The sequence below is a fragment of the Azospirillum sp. TSH64 genome, assembly GCF_003116035.1.
Lineage (GTDB): Bacteria > Pseudomonadota > Alphaproteobacteria > Azospirillales > Azospirillaceae > Azospirillum.
In genome coordinates this window covers 7445183-7465294 of record NZ_LGQW01000015.1, presented here as the reverse complement: position 1 = coordinate 7465294, position 20112 = coordinate 7445183, and the positions used below count along the sequence as shown (strand labels likewise).

The window sequence follows — 20112 nt, the reverse complement described above, 5'->3', positions numbered from 1 at the left end:
ACCGCCCTGCTGCTGGGCGGGCTGTTCCTGGCCGGGCATTTCAAGCTGCGCCAGTTCTTCGCCCGCCGCATCGCCGCCACCTTGAGCGACCGTTTCGGCGACGTCGACCTGAACCTGCGGCAGGCCTTCCTGCGGAACACCCGCTTCTTCCGCTCGATCTTCGCCACGCAGCCGGCCGGCTGGGGCGGGCGGGCGGGCAAGGCGATCTTCGCCATCCGCGAGGCGACGGCGGTGCATGTCCAGCGCATCAACGACCTCTACACCGATCCCGCCGGCCGCCGTGCGCGGGACGCCGCCGCCGGCCCGGCTGCCGCGGCCGAGTGACCGCAAGCCGGCGTCGAGCGTCGGCGGCTCTTTACAGTGCGGCGTCCAGGCCGTTAGATCTCAGCGGTTAGATCTTGGCCGGCGCCGAGCGACCACGGCGCCGGACCCACCAGCGGATGGCCAACGGACTTGCGGGATTCGGCAAACGGAGCGATCGGTACGGTGAGATCCTCGGCCGCGGGCGCCGCCCTGGCCGGGCTGCTGCTGTGCGTCGCCCCGGCCCAGGCGCAGGTGCCCGGCGCGGAGGCCGGCGGCACGGCTCCCGCTCCGGCTCCCTATACCGGCCTGGATCTGGTGACCGGCGGCGACTATGCCCCCTACACCGGCGACGACCTGCCGGGGGGCGGGCTGGTGACCGATCTGGTCCGCCGCGCCTTCGCGGTCGGCGGGCGCCGCTACGATGTACGCTTCATGCCGTGGAAGCGGGGCTACGACGGCGTGGTGGCCGGCCGTTTCCTTGCCACCTTTCCCTATATCCGCACGCCGGAGCGCGAGCGGGAGGTGCTGTTCTCCGACCCGGTGATGGAGGTGCGGCAATTCGTCTATCTCTCGAACCGGTCCGGGATGGAGTTCAACGGCCGGACCGGCGGCGGCGACTCCGGCGGCCTGGAGGATTTCCAGGGACGGACGATCTGCCAGCCGGTGGGCTATGCCCTGCCGGCCGGGCTGGAGGCGGTGGTCGGCCAGGGCCGACTGACACGGCAGACCCCGTCGGACTTGGCTGCCTGCGTGCGGATGGTGGCGACCGGGCGGGCCGACGTCCTGGTGATCGACGAGTTCAGCGGCGCCGCGGCAATTCAGCGCTCCGGTCTGGCCGACGACATCCGGGTGGCGGACCGGCCCTTCGCCGTGGTCACGCTGCATCTGGTGGTCGGGCGCGGCACGCCGGGGGCGGAGACGGCGGTCGCGGTCTTCAACGACGGGCTGAACGCCCTGAAGCGGCAGGGCGTCTACGACCAGCTTCTCGTCAGTCACACGCTTCAGCCTGCTCCCTGATATTGCTGGGGTTTTCCCCGGGGGTCCGCGCGGTCTTCCGGCCCAGCCGCGGCGATATTCCGGATTCCGGCGCGCTTTTCCGCGCGGAAGGCCCCCGTCGCCATGGACAGGACGGTGCTTCGTGATATAAACGCGCGGTTTCGATCATGGAAAAGGGGCGCGGGCTGTGGCCATCGACGCGTCGATTCTGGTCCTCAACGGGCCGAACCTCAACATGCTGGGTGTGCGGGAGCCGCAAATCTACGGGTCGATGACCCTGGACGAGCTGGAGGCCGCCTGCCACGAGCGTGCCGACACGCTGGGTCTGACCGTGGATTTCCGGCAGTCGAATCACGAAGGCGAACTGGTTTCGTGGATTCAGCAGGCCCGCACGGAGAATGACGGCATCGTCATCAACGCCGGCGCCTACACCCACACCTCGGTCGCGATCATGGACAGCCTGATTCTGTCGGATCTGCCGGTGATCGAGGTCCATCTGTCGAACATCTTCAAGCGCGAGCCGGTCCGCCATCACTCCTACATCTCGCCGGTGGCGAGGGGGATGATCTGCGGGTTCGGGCCGCACGGGTATCTTCTGGCGCTGGACGCCATCGCGAACATCATCGACCGCGATTAAGGAAACGGGAACGACTGACATCATGGCGAGCTTCGACATCGACGGCGATCTGGTCCGCAAGCTGGCGGACCTCCTGCGTGAGACGGGCTTGAGCGAGATCGAGTTCGCCGAGGGCGAAAAGCGTATCCGCGTCACCCGCCCGACCGCCGCCCAGACGGTCGCCGTCCAGGCAGCCCCGGTCCTGGCGGCCGCTCCGGTCGCCGTGGCGGCGCCGGCCGCCGCAAAGCCGGCCAGCCATCCGGGTGCGGTGACCTCGCCGATGGTCGGCACCGCCTATCTGGCGGCCGAGCCGGGCGGCACCCCCTTCGTCCGTCCGGGCGACGTGGTCAAGGCCGGCCAGACCATCATGATCATCGAGGCGATGAAGGTCATGAACCCGATCAAGGCTCCGCGCGGCGGCACCGTCGCCGAGGTGCTGGTGTCCGACGCCCAGCCGGTCGAATTCGGCGAAGTTCTCCTCATCATCGAGTAAGCGGGGCATTCCCTTGGCGATGTTCGAAAAGGTCCTGATCGCGAACCGTGGTGAGATTGCGCTCCGCATCCACCGCGCCTGCCGCGAGATGGGGATCCAGACCGTGGCGGTGCATTCCACCGCCGACGCCGACGCCATGCACGTCCGCCTCGCCGACGAAAGCGTGTGCATCGGTCCGGCGTCCGCGCGCGACAGCTACCTCAACATTCCGGCCATCCTGTCGGCGGCGTCGATCACCAATGTCGACGCCATCCATCCCGGCATCGGCTTCCTGTCGGAGAACGCCCAGTTCGCCGAGATGGTGGAGGAGCACGGCTTCACCTTCATCGGCCCGACGCCGGAGCATATCCGGATCATGGGCGACAAGGTCACCGCCAAGAAGACGGTGATGGAGCAGGGTCTGCCGGTGGTGCCCGGCTCCGACGGTCCGGTGACGTCGCTGGAAGAGGCCGAGAAGGTCGCCCACGAGACCGGCTACCCGGTGCTGATCAAGGCGGCGGCGGGCGGCGGCGGCAAGGGCATGAAGGTCGCCCGCAACCCCGACCAGCTGAAGGAAGCCTATCAGCTGGCCCGTGGCGAGGCGCGCGCCGCCTTCGGCAACGACGAGGTCTATCTGGAGAAGTATCTCGGCCATCCGCGGCACATCGAGATCCAGCTCCTGGGCGACACCCACGGCACCTGCGTGCATTTCGGCGAGCGCGACTGCTCGGTCCAGCGCCGGCACCAGAAGGTCATCGAGGAGGCGCCGAGCCCGGCGCTGAACGCCGAGCAGCGCGCCTTCATCGGCGATCTGGCGGCCAGGACGGCGGCGGCCATCGGCTACCGCGGCGTCGGCACGATGGAGTTCCTCTACGAGGACGGGCAGTTCTATTTCATCGAAATGAACACCCGCCTTCAGGTCGAGCACACCATCACCGAGATGATCACCGGCATCGATCTGGTCCGCGAGCAGATCCGCGTCGCCGCCGGTGCGCCGCTGGGCTATGGCCAGTCGGACATCCGCTTCGAAGGCCATGCCATCGAATGCCGCGTGAACGCCGAGAACCCGGAGACCTTCATCCCGTCGCCGGGCAAGATCGACGGCTATCACGCGCCGGGCGGGCTGGGCGTTCGCGTCGATTCCGCGCTGTATGACGGCTACCGCGTGCCGTCGCATTACGACAGCCTGATCGCCAAGCTGGTCGTCCACGGCACCACCCGGAACGAGTGCCTGATGCGCCTGCGCCGCTCCATCGAGGAGTATGTGATCGGCGGCATCCAGACCACGCTGCCGCTGCATGACCGCATCATCGCGCAGCAGGCCTTCATCGACGGCAATTACGACATCCATTGGCTCGAACAGCTGATGGCGAAGTCCTGACCTGACCGTTCGCGGCATTTTCACATGCACGGAAATGCTGCGGCGGAATGTCGCAGTCGTGAAGCCCCTCTCTCCAAGTCGAGAGAGGGGCTTTTTCTTTATTAATGTTTTCTGATGTTGTGATTGACGCTTCCCGTGGGGACTCTGTTCTTTCGCAATTTGATAATTTCTCGGATGACTCGCGTTTTCATTCGCAAATTGCGACTCCGGACGTGACGAATCCCGGTGGAAGCGCCTGCCCGGTCATCAGGGTTTTACCGGAACGGCGGTTTGCGAAGAATTCAGTGTGCATGGCACGCCCCTTGCTGACTTGATCTGTGTCAGTGCGGACATGGGCTACCCAGAGTAGATGAAACGCCATTCCGTTAGCTGTGCCGAACCATCGCTTTTTCCAGGCGGTGCGCTGGCCTCTGTCTGTCCACCGGTCACGACCCGTCGTGCCGGCCTGCCTGCCCGAACCTGCCCTTTGTCTGACGAGGCCCCGTCCCATGCGTCTCAACGAACCGATCACCGACCGTGAAATCGTGATGGAAGACGGTGTCCTGCTGGTGTCGCGTACCGACACGGGCGGGCGCATCACCTTCGTCAACAAGGCATTCGTCGACATCAGCGGCTATGCCGAATCCGAACTGATCGGGGCTCCGCACAATCTGATCCGGCATCCCCACATGCCGAAGGAGGCCTTCGCCGACCTGTGGGCGACCATCAAGGACGGGCGGCCGTGGGAAGGGCTGGTGAAGAACCGGACCAGGGACGGCGACTTCTATTGGGTCCGCGCCAATGTCACGCCGGTGATCGAGGACGGGACGGTGACCGGCTTCATCTCGATCCGCACCAAGCCGTCGCGCGATCAGGTGGCGGCGGCGGAACGGCTTTACGCCGATATCCGTGAGGGCAGGGCTCGCCATCTGACGGTGCGCGACGGGCAGGCGGTCGGGCGCGGCGCCGGGGCGGGGTTCCGCCGCTGGATGGCGACGGTGACCGGGCGGCTGACCCTGATCTTCGCCTTCATGATCCTGTCGATGCTGGCGGTCGGCGGCGTCACGCTGCGCGGCATGTCCGACAGCAACGCGTCGCTGAAGATGGTGTACGAGCACCGCACGGTGCCGGCGGTCCAGATCGGCGAGATTCTGGACCACATGCGCGACAATGTGCAGACCTTGCAGCGCCTGATCATCGACACCCGCGACGGCACCGATCCCAAGGCGATGGCGCAGCGCGAGGACCGCATCGCCAGGAACGCCGCCACCATCGACCGGCTGTGGGCGGACTATCTCACCACCTTCATGACGCCGGAGGAGACCACGCTGGCGGACCGCTTCGCCAGGCAGCGCGCCGCCTTCCTGAACGAGGGGCTGAAGCCGGCGGTGGAGCTGGCGCGCCAGGGCGATTCGCTGCGGCTGGAGGTGCTGGTCCGCGACCGCATCGACCCGCTGTTCCAGGCGGCGTTCCAGACCAACAAGGACCTGCTGCAATTGCAGCTGACGGTCGCCAAGGGCGAGTATGAGGGGGCGCTGGAGGATTTCCGCTGGCATCTGGTGTTCGCCGTGGCCGCCGGGCTGGCCGTTCTGCTGGGGGCGGTGTTCTGCGGGCTCCTGCTGCTGCGCACCGTCCGCCGCCCGCTGGCCGCCTTTTCGGTCGATTTCGACGCCATCGCCCGCAACGACCAGACCCACATCATCGACCTGCCGGCCGCGGCTGAATTCCATCTTATCGCCGGCCAGCTGCGCGGCTTGAAAGCGCGCCTGTGCTATGCCGTGCAGGAGCGTGTCGAGCGGGCACGCCATGCCGACGAGGAACGGCGCCGGGCCCTGGAAAACATGGCCTCGACGGTGGAGCGGGAGGCCGGCCGCGCGGTGGAGGAGGTCGCCCAGCGCACCGGCGCCATGGCCGACGATGCCGAGGGCATGTCCGGCTCGGCCGAGCGGGTCAGCATCAACGCCCAGACCGTAGCGTCCGCCGCCGGGCAGGCGCTGGCGAACGCCCAGACCGTCGCCGCCGCCAGCGAGGAGCTGGCCGCCTCGATCCGCGAGATTTCCTCGCAGGTCGCCCATTCCAGCGCGGTGACCCGCCGCGCGGTGGAGAGCGGCCACCACACCCAGGCCACCATCCGCTCGCTGTCGGAAACGGTGGCGAAGGTGGGCGAGGTGGTCAACCTGATCCAGTCCATCGCCGGCCAGACCAATCTGCTGGCGCTGAACGCGACCATCGAGGCGGCGCGGGCGGGAGAGGCCGGCAAGGGCTTCGCCGTGGTGGCGCAGGAAGTGAAGAACCTCGCCAACCAGACCGCGTCCTCGACCGAGGAGATCACCCGCCAGATCACCGCGATCCAGGCGGTGACCGACGAGGCGGTGCAGGCGGTGGAGGAAATCGGCCGGACCATCGCCGAGATCGACCACATCGCCGGGTCCATCGCTGCGGCGATGGAGCAGCAGGCGGCCGCCACCCAGGAGATCAGCCGCAACGTGGTGGAGACCTCCACGGCGGCGCAGGAGGTGTCGCACCGCATCGCCGCGGTGTCGGAGGAGGCCGACCGCACCGGCGAACAGGCCACCCATGTCAAGAACGGGTCCGGCGATGTCGCCCGGTCCATCGAGAGCCTGCGGCAGGTTCTGGTCCGCATCGTCCGCACCTCCACCGGCGATGCCGACCGCCGGCGCAAGCCGCGTTTCCAGGTGGACGAGACGGGAACCCTGCTGATCGGCGGCGACCGGCTGGCGGTGACCGTGCGCAACCTGTCCATCGGCGGGGCCATGATCGATCCGGTGACGGCGACCGACGGCCGCTCGCTGGCAGGGGCAATCGGTCATCTGCGGCTCGACCGCTACGCAGCGGAGGTGGCGGTGGCGGTGAAGGCTGTGGAGCACAGCCGCATCCATCTGGCCTTCGACGCGGAGAAGATGGCGGGCGATTTCGCGCGGGCCGTGGAAATCGCCACCAAGGACCGTCCGCCGGTCGACGTGGCGGCCTGACCGTATACCGGATAAGCCCTGCGGATAAAGCTGCCGCCCGTCATCGATCCGCCGCGCCGAACGTTACGCATCTTCTTCATCCTCCAGATTGAGGACTTATCCCCTGTGACACTTTCACAGGGGAATCCTTGCTGGGTGAACGGATATGATTGCGTTCCCCATCGGCGGCGCATGCGGCTTGAAGCATCCCGTCCCCTGTACGGAACCCTTCGACGGAAAAGAGGCCGGGACGCAGTGATGGCCGACACCACACCCTTGTCTTGCTCGTCGTCCTGGCGGTCGTCCCGCTGGCCGGGATGTTTCCAATCGCGTCCCTGGGGCGGCCTGTGCCATCTGGTCCTGCCGGCCCCGGATGGCGGGCCGGGGCGGGCCGGGGCAGGGCAGGTCAGGACAGGGCAGGCCGGATTTGCCCACCCTTGGGACGCCCGGATCCGATCATGACGGCGCAGCCATTGACCGCGCCGCGCCATCCGGTCCCGGCCATCCTGCGCCGCCTGCTGGCCGGCGGACTGCGCATCTGGAAGCCCGCCGCCGTCCAGGCGGTGGTGACGCTGGTGCTGCTGGTCGGCTATGTCTGGATGGCCGACGTCTATGTCCGCGTCCTGACGGCCGAACATCGCGCCACCGCGGCGCTGACCGCCTCGTCGCTCGCCGGCACCCTGTCGAGCACGCTGAACGAGCGCATCGCCCTGGTCCGCGGCCTGACCGCCTTCGTCGAGGTCGCGTCCGGCACCGGCAGCCTTGCCGACCAGTTCCCGCGCTATGCGGAGGGGCTGCGGCGGTCGGTGGTGGGGGTGCGCACCATCTCCGCCGCGCCCGACTTCGTCGTCCGCATCGTCTATCCGATGGAGGGCAACGGGAAGCTGCTGGGCAACGACCTGCTGCGGGACGCGCGGCCGGGCTTCGCCGATACGGTGCAGCGCGCCATCGTCAGCCGCGACGTGACCGTCCATGGTCCGGTCAACCTGTTGCAGGGCGGGCAGGGGCTGATCGCCCGCCAGATCGTCCATGCACCGGGCAAGCCCTGGGGAGCCGTCGGGATGGTGTTCGACGTCGGTGCCATCCTGAACGAGGTGCGGTTCGACCGGGTTCCGGCGCATCTGGGATTCGCCGTGGTGACCGACGGCGGCCAGCAGGTGGCCGGCGACGCCCTGGCGTTGAAGGGCGACCCGCTGGTCGAGCGGATCAACCTGCCCGACGGTTACTGGCACCTCGCGCTGGCCCCGCGCACCAGCTGGGAGGGGCTGGCCCATGGCGACCCGACCTTCCACGGCTTCCAGCTGGCCTTCCTCCTGCTGTCGCTGCTGATCGAAATGGTGACCGTCATGGCGATTGGTCGCCGCCACACGCTGGAGCGTCGGGTCGACCTGCGCACCGCCGAGCTTGGCCGCGCCAAGAACGAGCTGGAGCAGTTCGCCTATGCCACCGCCCACGATCTGCAGGAGCCGCTGCGCGCCATCGCCAGCTACGCCCAGCTGCTGGAGCACCAGCAGAAGGGCCGGCTGGACGAGGAGAGCGAGGGATTCATCCGCGAGATCGTCGACGGCGCCGGGCGGCTGAAGATGTTGCTGCGCGACGTGCAGCTTTTTCTGGCGGAGGACCGGGTGCCGCTCGGCTGCGGCGTCATTCCGGCCGGCGATCCGCTGAAGGCGGCGCTGGCGGCGCTGGAGCGGCGCATCGCCGATGCCGGCGCTGTCGTGACCGTGGCGGACCTGCCGGCGGTGCAGGCCGACGAGCGCCGGCTGCGCGAGATCTTCATCGTGCTGATTGCCAACGCCATCGACTACCGCCATCCCTACCGGGCGGCGGAGGTGCGGATTTCCCACCGGCGGGTCGACGGCTATGACGTGATCGACGTGCGCGACAACGGCATCGGCATCGAACCGCGCCACCGCGACCAGATTTTCGAGGTGTTCCGGCGCCTGCATCCGCGCGACGAGCATCCCGGCACCGGCATGGGGCTCGCCATCGCCCGCAAGATGGCGGACCGGCTGGGTGGCCGTCTCACCGTCCTGTCCAGCCCCGGCATCGGCAGCACCTTCTCCATCCATCTGCCGCCTCCCTCCTTCCGAGGATTCCCCTGATGCAGGATCCGACGGCCCCCTTCGAGATCCTGTCGGCAGAGGACGAGGACAAGGACGAGGATGCTTGGCCGCGCCGACCGCGCGCTGTATGAGGCGAAGGCGGCGGGCCGCAACCGGGTGGTGATCGGCGACGGCCATCCCGGTCCTGCCGTCGCCGCGGCCTCCGTTTCCACATCCATCGCCGGCTGGCGGTTCGTTCGAGGGAAAATGGCAGAAGAACTTAAGGCCCAACCCATGATCCGACCCAGCTTGGCGGAAAATGATGCGGTGCTTCTGGTGTCCCGGGCGATGGCGCTCGCCGGGGGGCTCGCCCCGTTCTTCCCGGAGTTGGTGCGGGTGGATACGGTGGCTGCCGCCCTGGACCGGCTGGGCGGCGGCGGTGCGGCGGCGGGGGAATCGGTGGTGCTGCTCGACGCTCCCGCGGTGGCGGCGGTCGAGGCGCTGGCCCGGCTGGAGCCGGCCCCGGCGGTGGTGGTTCTGCTGGCGGAGGGGCAGGACAGTGCGGGCTTCATCGCGGCGGGCGCGCAGGATGCGCTGCCGGCCGGTGACGGCGATGCCCTGCGCAGCGCGGTGTCGGCCGCCCGCCGGCGCCAGATGCGGGAGAACCGGTTGCGGACGGCGTTGGCCGAGGCGCAGCGGGACCGGGCCGAGGCTGCATCGCTGCTCGACGCGGCGGGGGCTGCGGTTGCGGCGGCGCTCGATCCGATGATGGCGCTGACGGCCGCCGCGCTGGAATCGCCGCTGCTGCCGCGCCAGCAGGACCGGCTGCTCGCCGTCCAGGCTGCGGGCGCCGCCCTGCGGACCACAGTGGCGGCCTTGCGCCCGGTCGGGCCGGGCGCCGCGGTGGAGGACAGCCTGACGCTGGCGGCGCTGGCCGCCGATGCTGAAGCGGCGACGGCAAGGGTGGTGACGGCAAGGGTGGTGACGGTCGAAGGCGGGGCGGACGAGGAGTTCACCGGCGATGCCGCCGGCCTGCGGGGTCTGCTGACTCTGCTGGCCGCGGAGGGGGGCGCGTCGCTGTCCCTGTCGCTGCGGCCGGCGGGCGAGGCCGCCGAGCTGACGCTGCGGCGCCGGGGGACGGCGCGCCTGCGCCCGTTGGTGCTGGCGGCGGTCCAGCCGCTGCTGCGGCGACTGGGCGGGCATCTGCTGACCGACGGGCCGGATGGCGCGGCGGGGGAGGGGCTGACCGTCCGCATCCCGGTGCGGGCGGTGCTGCGCCCCGCCGCCCTGTCGGTCCTGCTGGTGGAGGACAACCCCATCGGCCGTCTGGTGGCCGCCGGCTTCTTCAAGGCGCTGGGCCACACGGTGACGACGGCGGAGGACGGGGCGCAGGGGCTGGCCGCCGCGACGGACAGGCGGTTCGACCTGATCGCGATGGACGTGCAGATGCCGGTGATGGACGGCCACGAGGCCACCCGCGCCATCCGCGCCCTGCCGGGGGAGGCAGGCCGCGTGCCCATCGTGGCGTTGACCGCCGGGACCGATGCCGAGGACGACGCGCGGTGCCGCGCCGCCGGGATGGACGATTGCCTGCACAAGCCACTGACCATGGACCGTCTGCGCACGGTTCTGGAGCGCCTGTTCCCCGGCCGGGTCCATGCCGGCGGATGACGGCTCCGGCACTACAAATTGTCGGAAAATTTACAGAACCAAAATCATATTCCATCCGCCGGTAACCGACCTTCGATTGCCCGCCACCGGTTCGGACGGTATCAGTGGGATGCGGCGTATTGGCTGGAGACATGGGAGTGGATATGCAGGCGATCGACTATTCCCAGTTTCGGATCCTGGTCGTGGAGGATCAGCCCTTCGTCCGCCGCACCATCGTCCAGATTTTGGGCCAGATCGGCTTCCGCGACGTGACCGAGGCCGACAACGGCGAGTCGGCGATGTACGAATGCATCCGCGTCAATCCCGACCTGATCGTCTGCGACATCGACATGAAGCCGGTCTCCGGCCTGCAATTCCTGGCCCGCCTGCGCGCCAGCGCCGAGGCCGCCAATCCCCGCGCCCCGGTTGTGTTCCTGACCAACCACACCGAATCCGAGATCGTGAAGCAGGCGATGGCGCTGGGCGTCAACGGCTTCGTGGTCAAGCCGCCCTCCTTCGCCGCGCTGAAGGAGCGGGTCGACCGGCTGCTGGGCGGGCGGTGAGGCGCCTCGTTCTTCTCGCCGCGCTGCTGCTCGCCGCCTGTTCTGGCGAGCCGTCGGAGGGCGACATGCGCAAGCTGGTGGAGGCGCACACCCGCCGCGCGCTGGAACGCCAGGGCAATGCCGCCTTCCGCGCCTTCGACAATTTCCGCAAGCAGGGCTGTGTCGAGGCGAAGCCGAAGGGCGGACCAAGCGGCGGCCCAACCGGCGGCAGCCAGGACGGCAGCGGCCAGTATGACTGCTATTACGCCGCCACCTTCGTGCCGCAGCCGGGCCAGCCGCCGCTGACCGTCAACGGCAAGGGCCGCTTCCGCCGCACCGACAAGGGCATGGCCTTCGAGGATCTGGGCGCCCAGCCGCGCTGAGCCTCCTTACCCGTTGCGCGCGAGGCGGGAGAGGGTGGACAGCGGGTCCCCGGCCTCCTCGCCGAAGCAGACCTCCACGTCGTCGCACACCTCGCAGTTCGGCGACTTGCAGAGCATCAGCCCCTCGCGCTCGCAAAGCTGGCGGTAGAAGAACTTCTTCCATTTCATGTCGCCGGAATTCAGCGCCACCAGCGCCGGAAAATGCCGACGGAACATGGCGTTGAGTTCGCTGCGGTCGTGGAACCCCATGTCCTGCCACAGATGGTTGGGCTCCAGCGACCGGCGGGCCAGGATGGCGGCCAGCCAACGCTCCTCGTGGGCCCCCGAGGCGCCATGCTCGACAAGGAAGGCCCGCAGGTCGGCCTCTTCGATGGCGTCCTCGCCGGCTTCGTCCTTATCGGGGAGCGCGGCGACGGCATCGGCGAAGTGGGGGGCGTGTCTTGCGGCAAGCTCGGTCAGGTCGGCCTTGGTCAGTGCCAGCGATCCGGTCATCGTCCGCGCCGGATCGGCGGCGGCAAGCGCCAGGATGCGGCCGAAGATCATGCGGTCGGCGTCCGCAGCGGGATTCTGATCAAGGCTGTGGGCAGTGGGCTGAGACAGGACCACTCGGCATCTCCACCGGCAAAGAGCACCCGCGACGCCTGCTATCCTGACCCATGATGCTGCACCTGCGAAAGCCACTCTCCGGTCCCATGACCTGCGGCATTGCGCCGCAGCGACTGTCCCATCCCCTGTCCGGTCATTCCGGGCGGCCGTCGACCTCCTCCGCGAAGCGCTCGAAGAAGCCGGCGAGCACGCGGTCGGTCTTGGCCTGGACCAGCTTCACCGCCAGCCGGCCGACCGCACCGCCGAGCGCCACCGACAGGCTGTAGGTCAGCCGGGTCTGCCCCTCCTCCTCCTCCAGCACCACGACAGCCTCGCCCTTCACCGCGCCGGCCAATCCGCCACTGCCCTGGGCGACCAGCCGGTAGCGGTGGGCGCCGTCTTCCGGCTCCAGCCGCAGCCGGCCGGAGAAGCGCGCCTTCATCGGCCCGAGCGTGGTGCGGACCCGGGCCGCATAGTCGGTGGCCGACAGCCGCTCCATCTCTTCCAGCACGGGGATGCAGCGCATCAGCACCGCCGGGTCGCAGAGCGCCGCGAACACGCGGTCGCGCGGTCCGGGAACGCTGTGGGTGCCGGTGATGTCCATGCGCCGTCTTCCTCCTTGGCCTTCCGACAGAAACAGGGCGCCCTTCGATTTCATTCGGGCGACACCGTTGGGGTAGAGACATCTGGTATTGCCTGTCGCCGGAACCAAGCCGGCGAAAACCGAAGGAGACCGCAAGCCATGCGACAAGCCGTCACGACGCTGACCGTTCCCACCCGCGGCGCCGGGCTGGTCGAAGTGACCGCCCAGATCCGGCGTTGGGTGGCGGAGCAGGGGATGGACACCGGGCTGCTGACGGTGTTCTGCCGCCACACCTCGGCCTCCCTGACCATCCAGGAGAATGCCGACCCCGACGTGCAGGCGGACCTGTTGCGCTTCTTCCGCCGTCTTGTGGCCGAGGATCCGTCGCTTTACGCCCACACCACCGAGGGGCCGGACGACATGCCCGCCCACATCCGCTCCGCCCTGACCGGCGTCAGCCTGTCGATACCGGTGATGGCGGGGGAGCCGGCGCTGGGCACTTGGCAGGGCGTCTACCTGTTCGAGCACCGCGCCCGGCCGCACCGGCGGGAGATCGCGCTGCATCTGATCGGGGAGTAGGCCCGCAAGAACGATCCGGCCGATCCGGCCGGCCAGCCTGAAATTTCTTTCATCCGGTCGCAAGGCGGCGGTCAAGGGCGGGTTCCTATGTTGGAGACAATAGCGGTGAGGTGCCGCGGCGGTCGGACCGCCGGTGCCACCTCCCCACAGTCGGAATCGCCTGATCGGAGTGTCGCCGTCATGACCACCCTTCCTCCCGCCAATTCCCAGTCGAAGCCCCAGCGTGAGATCGGGCGTGCGGGCCGCCTGCGCCGGACCGTCGCCGCCCTGCTGCTGGGCACCACGGTGCTGACGGCTCCGGCGCTGGCCGGCTGGGCGGCGTCGCAGGCCCAGCAGAACGCCACCCCGCCGGCCGTCGCCATGGTGCAGGACACGCCGGCCAGCTTCGCCGACCTTGCCGCCAAGGTCAGCCCGGCCGTGGTCAACATCGCCGCCACCCAGGAGGCCAAGGCCGAAACCCGGGCACAGCGCGGCCCGGCGATCCCCGGCGTCCCCCCCGGCACGCCGTTCGAGGAGTTCTTCCGCCAGTTCCAGGACCAGATGAACCGGAATGGCGGCCCCAATGGCGGTCCTGACGGCGACCAGGATCAGGACCAGGGTCCGCGCGGCAAGACCGGGGCGCTGGGGTCCGGCTTCATCATCGACCCGGCCGGCTATGTCGTGACCAACAACCACGTCATCGACGGCGCCAGCGAGATCACCGTCACCCTGCAGGACGGCACCGCCATGCCGGCCAAGCTGATCGGCCGCGACGCCAAGACCGACCTTGCCCTGCTGAAGGTGAAGTCGGACAAGCCGCTGCCGTCGGTCGATTGGGCGGACAGCGACAAGACCCGCGTCGGCGACTGGGTGATGGCGGTCGGCAACCCGTTCGGGCTGGGCGGCACCGTCACCAAGGGCATCGTGTCGGCCCGCGGCCGCGACATCCACAGCGGCCCCTACGACGATTACTTCCAGCTCGACGCCGCCATCAACCGCGGCAACTCGGGCGGTCCGACCTTCGACCTCAGCGGCCGGGTGATCGGCATCAACACCGCCATCTACTCGCCCAACGGCGGGTCGGTCGGCATCGGCTTCGCCATCCCCTCCAACCTCGCCAAGGAGGTGGTCGCCCAGCTGAAGGACAGCGGCAAGGTCGAGCGCGGCTGGCTCGGCGTGAAGATCCAGGAGGTGACGCCGGACATCGCCGACAGCGTCGGGCTGCCCAACGCCAAGGGCGCCCTGGTGGCCGAGGTGACCGCCGACAGCCCGGCCCAGCGCGCCGGCCTGCATCAGGGCGACGTGGTGCTGTCCTATGCCGGCAAGCCGGTCAACAACCTGCGCGACCTGACCCGCCATGTCGCGGATACCAAGGCCGGCGACACGGTGGACCTGAAGATCCTGCGCGAGGGCCGCGAGAAGACGGTGCCGGTGCGCATCGACCGCCTGTCCGAACAGCAGCAGATGGCCGCCGCCGAGACCGACTCCGGCAAGGGCTCCGCCGAGCACGAGGATGTGGCGCCGGTGAAGGGGCTGAAGCTGGCCCCGCTGGACCGGGCGGCGCGGAAGCGGCTGGGCATCGGCGAGGATATCCAGGGCGTGGTGGTGACCGGCCTGTCCTCCAGCGTCGATGTGCCGATCCGTCCCGGCGACGTGATCGAGCGGGTCGGCGACACCCTGGTGAAGAGCCCGGCCGACGTCCGCCATCAGGTGAGCGAAGCGGAGAAGGCGGGGCAGAAGGCCCTGCTGATGCTGATCAACCGGCAGGGCAACGAGTCCTTCGTCGCGCTGAAGCTGAAGGCGTGAGGCAACGCGCTCTCTGAGTGACGGAAAGTCCGGCCGGGCACGACACCCTCGTGCTTGGCCGGGCTGTTTAGGGAGGCTACACTCGTGCTCATGAAGATTCTCGTCATAGAAGATGATCGCCAGGCCGCCAGCTACCTTGCCAAGGGGCTGAAGGAGGCCGGCCATGTGGTGGACGTCGCCAACGACGGGAAGGAAGGCCTGTTCCTGGCCGGGGCCGAGCATTACGACGTGATGGTCGTCGACCGCATGTTGCCCGGCCGCGACGGCCTGTCGCTGGTCCAGGTGCTGCGGGCGGCCGGCAACGACACGCCCGTCCTGTTCCTGTCGGCTCTCGGCAGCGTCGACGACCGGGTGAAGGGGCTGAAGGCCGGCGGCGACGACTACCTGACCAAGCCCTTCGCCTTTTCCGAGCTGCTGGCGCGGATCGAGGTGCTGGTCCGCCGGCGCGGTGCCGCCCAGCCGCAGACCCGCCTGTCGGTCGGCGATCTGGAACTCGACCTGCTGTCGCGCAGCGTCAGGCGCGCCGGCAAGGCCATCGAGCTGCTGCCGCGCGAGTTCTCGCTGCTGGAATATCTGATGCGCAATGCCGGCAGCGTGGTGACCCGCACCATGATGCTGGAGAATGTGTGGGACTATCACTTCGATCCGCAGACCAACGTGATCGACGTGCACATCGCCCGTCTGCGCCAGAAGATCGACAAGGATTTCCCCACCCCGCTGATCCACACCGTGCGCGGCGCCGGCTACAGCCTGCGCGCGGCGGAGGCGTAAGGGTCTCGATGGAATTGCGTGACGCATGAAGCATGAGGGCGCGGCCGCCGCCGGCCTGCACGGCTTCGTCGCCGCCGGGCTGCGGCTGGTGCGGACCACGGCCTTCCGGCTGGCGCTGCTCTATCTGGCGATGTTCGTCCTGTCGGTCGGGCTGATCCTGGGGGTCGTCTACCGCACCACCGCGGGCTTCCTGGAACAGGAGATCGGTGAGACCATCGCGCTGGAGGTCGCCGGCCTGCAGGACCATTACCGCAACTATGGGCTGCCCGGCCTCGTCGATGTGGTGCGGACGCGCAGCGCGGTTGCCAACAACAACTCCATCTATCTGCTGACCACGGCGGCCGGGGTGATCCTGGCCGGCAACCTGTCGGGCTGGCCGGCGGCGGTGCCCAACGCCAGCGGCTGGACCCATTTCAAGGTCGCCGACTATGGCGGGGTAACGGACAGGCCCTCCACCGCGCAGGCGGTGACCTTCACGCTGCCGGGGCAGTTCCGCCTGCTGGTCGGCCGCGACATGAGCGAGATCGACCAACTGCGCACCCGGATGTTCCGCTCGCTCGGCTGGATTCTCGGGGCGACCGCCCTGCTCGGGCTGGGCGGCGGGCTGCTGATGAGCCGCGGCGCCATGCGGCGGATCGAGGCGATCAACCGCACCACCCGCCAGATCATGAGCGGCGATCTGAGCGACCGGGTGCCGCGGTTCGGCGGCGGCGACGAGATGGACCGGCTGGCCGGCAACCTCAACGCCATGCTGGACCGCATCGAACGGCTGATGACCGGCATGAAGCAGGTGACCGACAGCGTCGCCCACGATCTGCGCACGCCGCTGACCCGGCTGCGCTCCCGCATCGAACTGGCCCTGCTGCACGAGACGGAGGACCCGGAGGTCTATCGCACCGTGTTGCAGGACACCATCGTCGAGGCCGACCGGCTGCTCGCCACCTTCACTGCCCTGCTGTCCATCGCCGAGGCGGAATCGGGCGCCAAGCGGCAGGACTTCGTGCCGGTTGACCTGGCGGAGGTGGTGGAACTCGCCGCCGATCTCTACGAGCCGGTGGCGGACGAGCGCGGGCAGCGCCTGTCCGTCGACATCCGCGGCAGGCCGGTCGTCCATGGCAACGGGCAGCTTCTGGCCCAGGTGGTGTCGAACCTGCTCGACAACGCCATCAAATACACGCCGGACGGCGGCAGCATCACGCTGGTCCTCGACGGTCCGGCTCCCGGCCGCGCCGCCTGCATCGAGGTCGCCGACAGCGGCCCCGGTATTCCGCCGGACATGCGCGACAAGGTTCTGCAACGCTTCGTCCGGCTCGACACCGCCCGCGCCTCGCCCGGCAACGGGCTGGGGCTGAGCCTCGTCGATGCGGTGGCGACGCTGCATGGCGCGAAGCTGGAGCTGAGCGACAACGGGCCGGGCCTGAAGGTCAGCCTGCTGTTCCCGCCGGAAGCCCGCCGATAAAAGGGGGCCGGTAAGGGAGCCGGTATCGGGCCAAAAAAAAGCCCGCCGTAAGGCGGGCTCTTAAAGTGACATCAGCGAGAATGACTCCTTGGCGTCACTGCTGATATGGGGCGGTTCGGGGCAGCTTCCATACCGATCTTCGGACTACCGCCGACGGCCTAACCTGCCGACAATGCGCAACGTCTGCGGATCCTGCGCGTTCTTCCCACGAGGCTGCCCCTCCGGCGGCCGCCAGTGTGGGAGTTTCAAGAGATGGCGACACCCAGCCGGCCCACCGCCTATCAAGCGACACCCCCCGGCGGCGGGGCGGCGCAGACCGAGCCGCCGGCGCGGGCCGGGCGCGGCGAACTGGCCGTCTTCACCTGGAAGGTGCTGATCGTCGCCGGGGTGGCGGCGCTGAGCATCTTCCTGTGGCGGATCTCCGGCACGCTTCTGCTGATCTTCACCGGCGTGCTGTTCGCCATCCTGTTGCAGCGGCTGACCGGCTATGTGCAGCGGGCGACCGGGCTCGGCCATGGCTGGTCGCTGGCCATCGTGCTGCTGACCTTGGTCCTTCTGGTCGGCGGCGGCGGCTGGCTGATGGGCACCTCGATGGCGGCCCAGCTCGGCCAGTTGCAGGAGCAGGTGACCAAGGCGATGGGCATGCTGCCCGACGGCTGGCGCGACCGCATCATGGAGCAGGGCAAGGAATGGCCCTGGATGAACCAGCTGAGCAGCTTCGCCTCCGGTCTCGTCTATGTCGTCGGCGACGGCGTGGTCGTGATGTTCGCGGCGCTTTATCTGGCGGCGTCGCCGGGGCTCTATCAGCGCGGCGTCGTCCTGCTGGTGCCGCCGCGCGGCCAGAAGCGGGCCTGCGAGGTGATGGATGTGGCCGGCGACAGCCTGTGGAAGTGGCTGATCGGGCAGCTGGTGGCGATGGCGGCGGTCGGCACGATGATCGCGGTCGGGCTTTGGCTGCTCGGGATCCCGTCGGCGCTGGCGCTGGGCATCGTCGCCGGGCTGATGGAGTTCATCCCGCTGGTCGGCCCCTTCCTGGCGGCGGTGCCGGCCCTGCTGATCGGCTTCGCCCAGTCGCCGCAGGATGCGCTGTGGGTCGCCGGGCTCTATCTGGTCATCCAGCAGATCGAAGGGAATGTGATCACGCCGCTGTTGCAGAAGCGGGTGGTCGATCTGCCGCCGGTGGTCACCATCGGCGCGATTGCCGCCGGCGGCGTGCTGTTCGGCATCATGGGCATGTTCCTGGCGACGCCGCTCGCCGTCGTCGTGCTGGTGCTCGTCAACCTGCTCTACATCGAGGACAAGCTGGGGCAGCCCAGGCACTTCCCCAGCGATCATTCCTGACCAGCCGCAGACTGTTCCGGCCGGTCAGCCCGCCCCGTCAGCCTTCCGTGGCCGGGGCGGTCTCCGCCCGGCCGGGGTGGGCGGAGCGCAGCGGCAGTTCCTTCAGGAACAGCGTCATGGCGAAGGAGACGACCGCCAGCGCGGCGGCCAACAGGAACAGGGTGGCGAAGCCGTGCTCCAGCGTCGCCACCACCCCGCTGCGGGCGGCGGCGGGCAGGCCGGCGAGGGCGGCGGCGCCATGCTCCAGAACCGCGCGGCCGGACAGGCCGGCCCCCTCCAGCCGTTCGGAGACCACGGCGTTGAAGACGGCGCCGAACACCGCCACGCCGACCGACCCGCCGAGCGAACGGAAGAAGCCGACCGCGGCGGTGGCGGCGCCCAGGTCGCGATGCTCCACCGCATTCTGCACGGCGACCGTCATCACCGGCATCACCAGCCCCAGCCCCATGCCCAGCGGCACCAAGATCAGCGTCGACCACAGCCCGTCCGCCGCCAGCGCCGGCAGGCTGCCCAGCAGGGCGTACATCGCGCCCGACAGGGCCAGCCCGGCGAGCGGGAAGGCCTTGTAGCGCCCGGTCTTGGCGATCAGCCGTCCGCCGCCGACCGACCCGACGGTCATGCCCAGCACCAGCGGCAGGAGCAGCAGGCCCGACACGGTGGCGCTGGTCCCCTGCACCAGCTGGAGATGCAGCGGCAGATAGACGATGCCGGCGAACAGCACCATCGCCGACACGGCGACCACAGGCGTCGCCACCGCCACCACCGGGCGGCGGAACAGGTGCAGCGGCAGGATCGGCTCCTCGATCCGGCGCTCGTGCCACAGGAAGACCGCCAGCATGACGAGGCCGGCCGCCAGCAGGGCCAGCGCCGCCGGGCTGCCCCAGCCCATGGCGTCGCCGCGGGTGGCGACGACCAGCAGGCTGGTCACCGCCCCGGTCAGCAGCGTCGCCCCGGCCAGATCGATGCGCGGCCTGGCGCGGCCGGCGGGCAGGCGCGACAGGGTGCTGCGGGTCATGGCGAGCGCGGCGACGCCCAGCGGCAGGTTGATCAGGAAGATCCAGTGCCAGCCGATGGTCTCGGTGAAGATGCCGCCCAGCAGCGGCCCGGCGACGCTGGCCAGCGCGAAGACGCCGCCGATCATGCCCTGGTACCGCCCGCGCTCGCGCGGGGCGACGACATCGCCGATGATGGTGAAGGCCAGCGACATCAGCCCGCCGCCGCCCAGGCCCTGCAACCCTCGGAACAGGATCAACTGGGTCATGCTCTGCGCCGCCGCGCACAGCACCGAGCCGACCAGGAACAGCAGGATCGCCGTTTGCAGCACGCGCTTGCGGCCATAGAGGTCCGACAGCTTGCCGTAGATCGGCGTCGTGGTGGTGGAGGTCAGCAGATAGGCGGTGACCACCCAGGGCAGCATCTCCAGCCCGCCGAACTGGCTCGCCATCGTCGGCAGCGCGGTGGCGACGATGGTCTGGTCCATCGCGGCCATCAGCATCGCCAGCGCAACCCCGCTGAACACCCGCAGGATTTCCTGGTGGGTGAAGACGGGATGGGCCGGATCGAGCTTTGAGGCATCGGGCTCTGCGGCGCGGGTGGCGGTCTCGGTCATGGTCAGGCGTCTCGGACGTGGAGATCTTCGAGCGGTGAAGCAGGGAGTTGGGTCGGGCCGG

General features: G+C 69.1%; 17 protein-coding genes and 1 pseudogene. 15 read left to right on the top strand and 3 right to left on the bottom strand.

Annotated features, from left to right (window positions below):
• From TSH64_RS34705 to TSH64_RS34660, 10 genes and pseudogenes are all read left to right on the top strand, one after another.
• Positions 1-324 (top strand): annotated as a pseudogene (locus TSH64_RS34705) (hypothetical protein); the annotation flags it as partial.
• 162 nt (positions 325-486) lie between these two features.
• Positions 487-1320 (top strand): transporter substrate-binding domain-containing protein, encoded by an 834-nt coding sequence (locus TSH64_RS34700; RefSeq protein ID WP_247873337.1) that lies wholly within the window; start codon positions 487-489, stop codon positions 1318-1320.
• Between the two features lie 166 nt (positions 1321-1486).
• Positions 1487-1936 (top strand): type II 3-dehydroquinate dehydratase, encoded by a 450-nt coding sequence (gene aroQ, locus TSH64_RS34695; RefSeq protein WP_098740164.1) that lies wholly within the window; start codon positions 1487-1489, stop codon positions 1934-1936.
• Positions 1937-1958: 22 nt separating this feature from the next.
• A complete protein-coding gene (accB, locus tag TSH64_RS34690) occupies positions 1959-2408 on the top strand; it encodes an acetyl-CoA carboxylase biotin carboxyl carrier protein (RefSeq protein ID WP_098740163.1) in 450 nt (149 codons plus the stop codon).
• Positions 2409-2427: 19 nt separating this feature from the next.
• Positions 2428-3768, top strand: a complete 1341-nt coding sequence (accC, locus tag TSH64_RS34685) for an acetyl-CoA carboxylase biotin carboxylase subunit (RefSeq protein WP_109452067.1) — start codon at positions 2428-2430, stop codon at positions 3766-3768.
• A 488-nt stretch (positions 3769-4256) separates the two neighbouring features.
• A complete protein-coding gene (locus TSH64_RS36705) occupies positions 4257-6740 on the top strand; it encodes a methyl-accepting chemotaxis protein (RefSeq protein WP_109452065.1) in 2484 nt (827 codons plus the stop codon).
• 437 nt (positions 6741-7177) lie between these two features.
• Complete coding sequence (locus TSH64_RS34675; protein WP_158285451.1) at positions 7178-8824, top strand: ATP-binding protein; 1647 nt, start codon at positions 7178-7180, stop codon at positions 8822-8824.
• Between the two features lie 267 nt (positions 8825-9091).
• On the top strand, positions 9092-10435 hold the full coding sequence (locus TSH64_RS36525; RefSeq protein ID WP_146208107.1) for a response regulator: 1344 nt from the start codon (positions 9092-9094) through the stop codon (positions 10433-10435).
• Between the two features lie 131 nt (positions 10436-10566).
• The gene (locus TSH64_RS34665) at positions 10567-10977 is read left to right on the top strand and encodes a response regulator (RefSeq protein WP_247873336.1); all 411 of its coding nucleotides are present in this window, start codon (positions 10567-10569) and stop codon (positions 10975-10977) included.
• Positions 10974-11339: a hypothetical protein gene (locus tag TSH64_RS34660; protein ID WP_109452056.1), complete on the top strand. Its 366-nt coding sequence runs from the start codon at positions 10974-10976 to the stop codon at positions 11337-11339. Before TSH64_RS34665 ends, TSH64_RS34660 begins: the two co-directional genes overlap by 4 nt.
• A gap of 6 nt (positions 11340-11345) precedes the next feature.
• Here TSH64_RS34660 and TSH64_RS34655 read toward each other — a convergent pair whose 3' ends face one another.
• Positions 11346-11882: a nitrogen fixation protein NifQ gene (locus tag TSH64_RS34655; protein ID WP_199237853.1), complete on the bottom strand. Its 537-nt coding sequence runs from the start codon at positions 11880-11882 to the stop codon at positions 11346-11348.
• A 196-nt stretch (positions 11883-12078) separates the two neighbouring features.
• Entirely contained in the window at positions 12079-12528 is a 450-nt protein-coding gene (locus TSH64_RS34650; protein WP_109452054.1) for a carbon monoxide dehydrogenase subunit G, read from the bottom strand.
• 138 nt (positions 12529-12666) lie between these two features.
• On the opposite strand from TSH64_RS34650, the gene TSH64_RS34645 reads away from it, so the two are divergent.
• The 5 genes from TSH64_RS34645 to TSH64_RS34625 all read left to right on the top strand — a co-directional run bounded on the left by TSH64_RS34645 (position 12667) and on the right by TSH64_RS34625 (position 18442).
• Positions 12667-13086 carry a secondary thiamine-phosphate synthase enzyme YjbQ gene (locus tag TSH64_RS34645; RefSeq protein WP_109452052.1) on the top strand — a complete coding sequence of 140 codons (420 nt, stop codon included), beginning with the start codon at positions 12667-12669 and terminating at the stop codon, positions 13084-13086.
• 180 nt (positions 13087-13266) lie between these two features.
• The gene (locus tag TSH64_RS34640; protein WP_109452050.1) at positions 13267-14871 is read left to right on the top strand and encodes a DegQ family serine endoprotease; all 1605 of its coding nucleotides are present in this window, start codon (positions 13267-13269) and stop codon (positions 14869-14871) included.
• A gap of 90 nt (positions 14872-14961) precedes the next feature.
• Complete coding sequence (locus TSH64_RS34635; protein WP_109452048.1) at positions 14962-15642, top strand: response regulator transcription factor; 681 nt, start codon at positions 14962-14964, stop codon at positions 15640-15642.
• A 25-nt stretch (positions 15643-15667) separates the two neighbouring features.
• Positions 15668-17101, top strand: a complete 1434-nt coding sequence (locus TSH64_RS34630) for a HAMP domain-containing sensor histidine kinase (protein ID WP_109452046.1) — start codon at positions 15668-15670, stop codon at positions 17099-17101.
• 252 nt (positions 17102-17353) lie between these two features.
• Positions 17354-18442, top strand: a complete 1089-nt coding sequence (locus tag TSH64_RS34625; RefSeq protein WP_109452044.1) for an AI-2E family transporter — start codon at positions 17354-17356, stop codon at positions 18440-18442.
• Positions 18443-18479: 37 nt separating this feature from the next.
• Here the strand turns inward: TSH64_RS34625 and TSH64_RS34620 are convergent, their stop codons facing one another.
• A complete protein-coding gene (locus TSH64_RS34620; protein ID WP_109452042.1) occupies positions 18480-20051 on the bottom strand; it encodes an MDR family MFS transporter in 1572 nt (523 codons plus the stop codon).
• Positions 20052-20112: the final 61 nt, after the last annotated feature.

Bases quoted from the DNA above. Each gene is read 5' to 3' on its own strand.
- TSH64_RS36705 (WP_109452065.1), top strand. From the start codon at position 4,257: ATGCGTCTCAACGAACCGATCACCGACCGTGAAATCGTGATGGAAGAC.
- TSH64_RS34635 (WP_109452048.1), top strand. From the start codon at position 14,962: ATGAAGATTCTCGTCATAGAAGATGATCGCCAGGCCGCCAGCTACCTT.
- accB (WP_098740163.1), top strand. From the start codon at position 1,959: ATGGCGAGCTTCGACATCGACGGCGATCTGGTCCGCAAGCTGGCGGAC.
- TSH64_RS34655 (WP_199237853.1), bottom strand. From the start codon at position 11,882: ATGATCTTCGGCCGCATCCTGGCGCTTGCCGCCGCCGATCCGGCGCGG.
- TSH64_RS34675 (WP_158285451.1), top strand. From the start codon at position 7,178: ATGACGGCGCAGCCATTGACCGCGCCGCGCCATCCGGTCCCGGCCATC.
- TSH64_RS34625 (WP_109452044.1), top strand. From the start codon at position 17,354: ATGGCGACACCCAGCCGGCCCACCGCCTATCAAGCGACACCCCCCGGC.
- TSH64_RS34620 (WP_109452042.1), bottom strand. From the start codon at position 20,051: ATGACCGAGACCGCCACCCGCGCCGCAGAGCCCGATGCCTCAAAGCTC.
- TSH64_RS34665 (WP_247873336.1), top strand. From the start codon at position 10,567: ATGGGAGTGGATATGCAGGCGATCGACTATTCCCAGTTTCGGATCCTG.
- accC (WP_109452067.1), top strand. From the start codon at position 2,428: ATGTTCGAAAAGGTCCTGATCGCGAACCGTGGTGAGATTGCGCTCCGC.
- TSH64_RS34640 (WP_109452050.1), top strand. From the start codon at position 13,267: ATGACCACCCTTCCTCCCGCCAATTCCCAGTCGAAGCCCCAGCGTGAG.
- TSH64_RS34645 (WP_109452052.1), top strand. From the start codon at position 12,667: ATGCGACAAGCCGTCACGACGCTGACCGTTCCCACCCGCGGCGCCGGG.
- TSH64_RS34630 (WP_109452046.1), top strand. From the start codon at position 15,668: ATGAAGCATGAGGGCGCGGCCGCCGCCGGCCTGCACGGCTTCGTCGCC.
- TSH64_RS34650 (WP_109452054.1), bottom strand. From the start codon at position 12,528: ATGGACATCACCGGCACCCACAGCGTTCCCGGACCGCGCGACCGCGTG.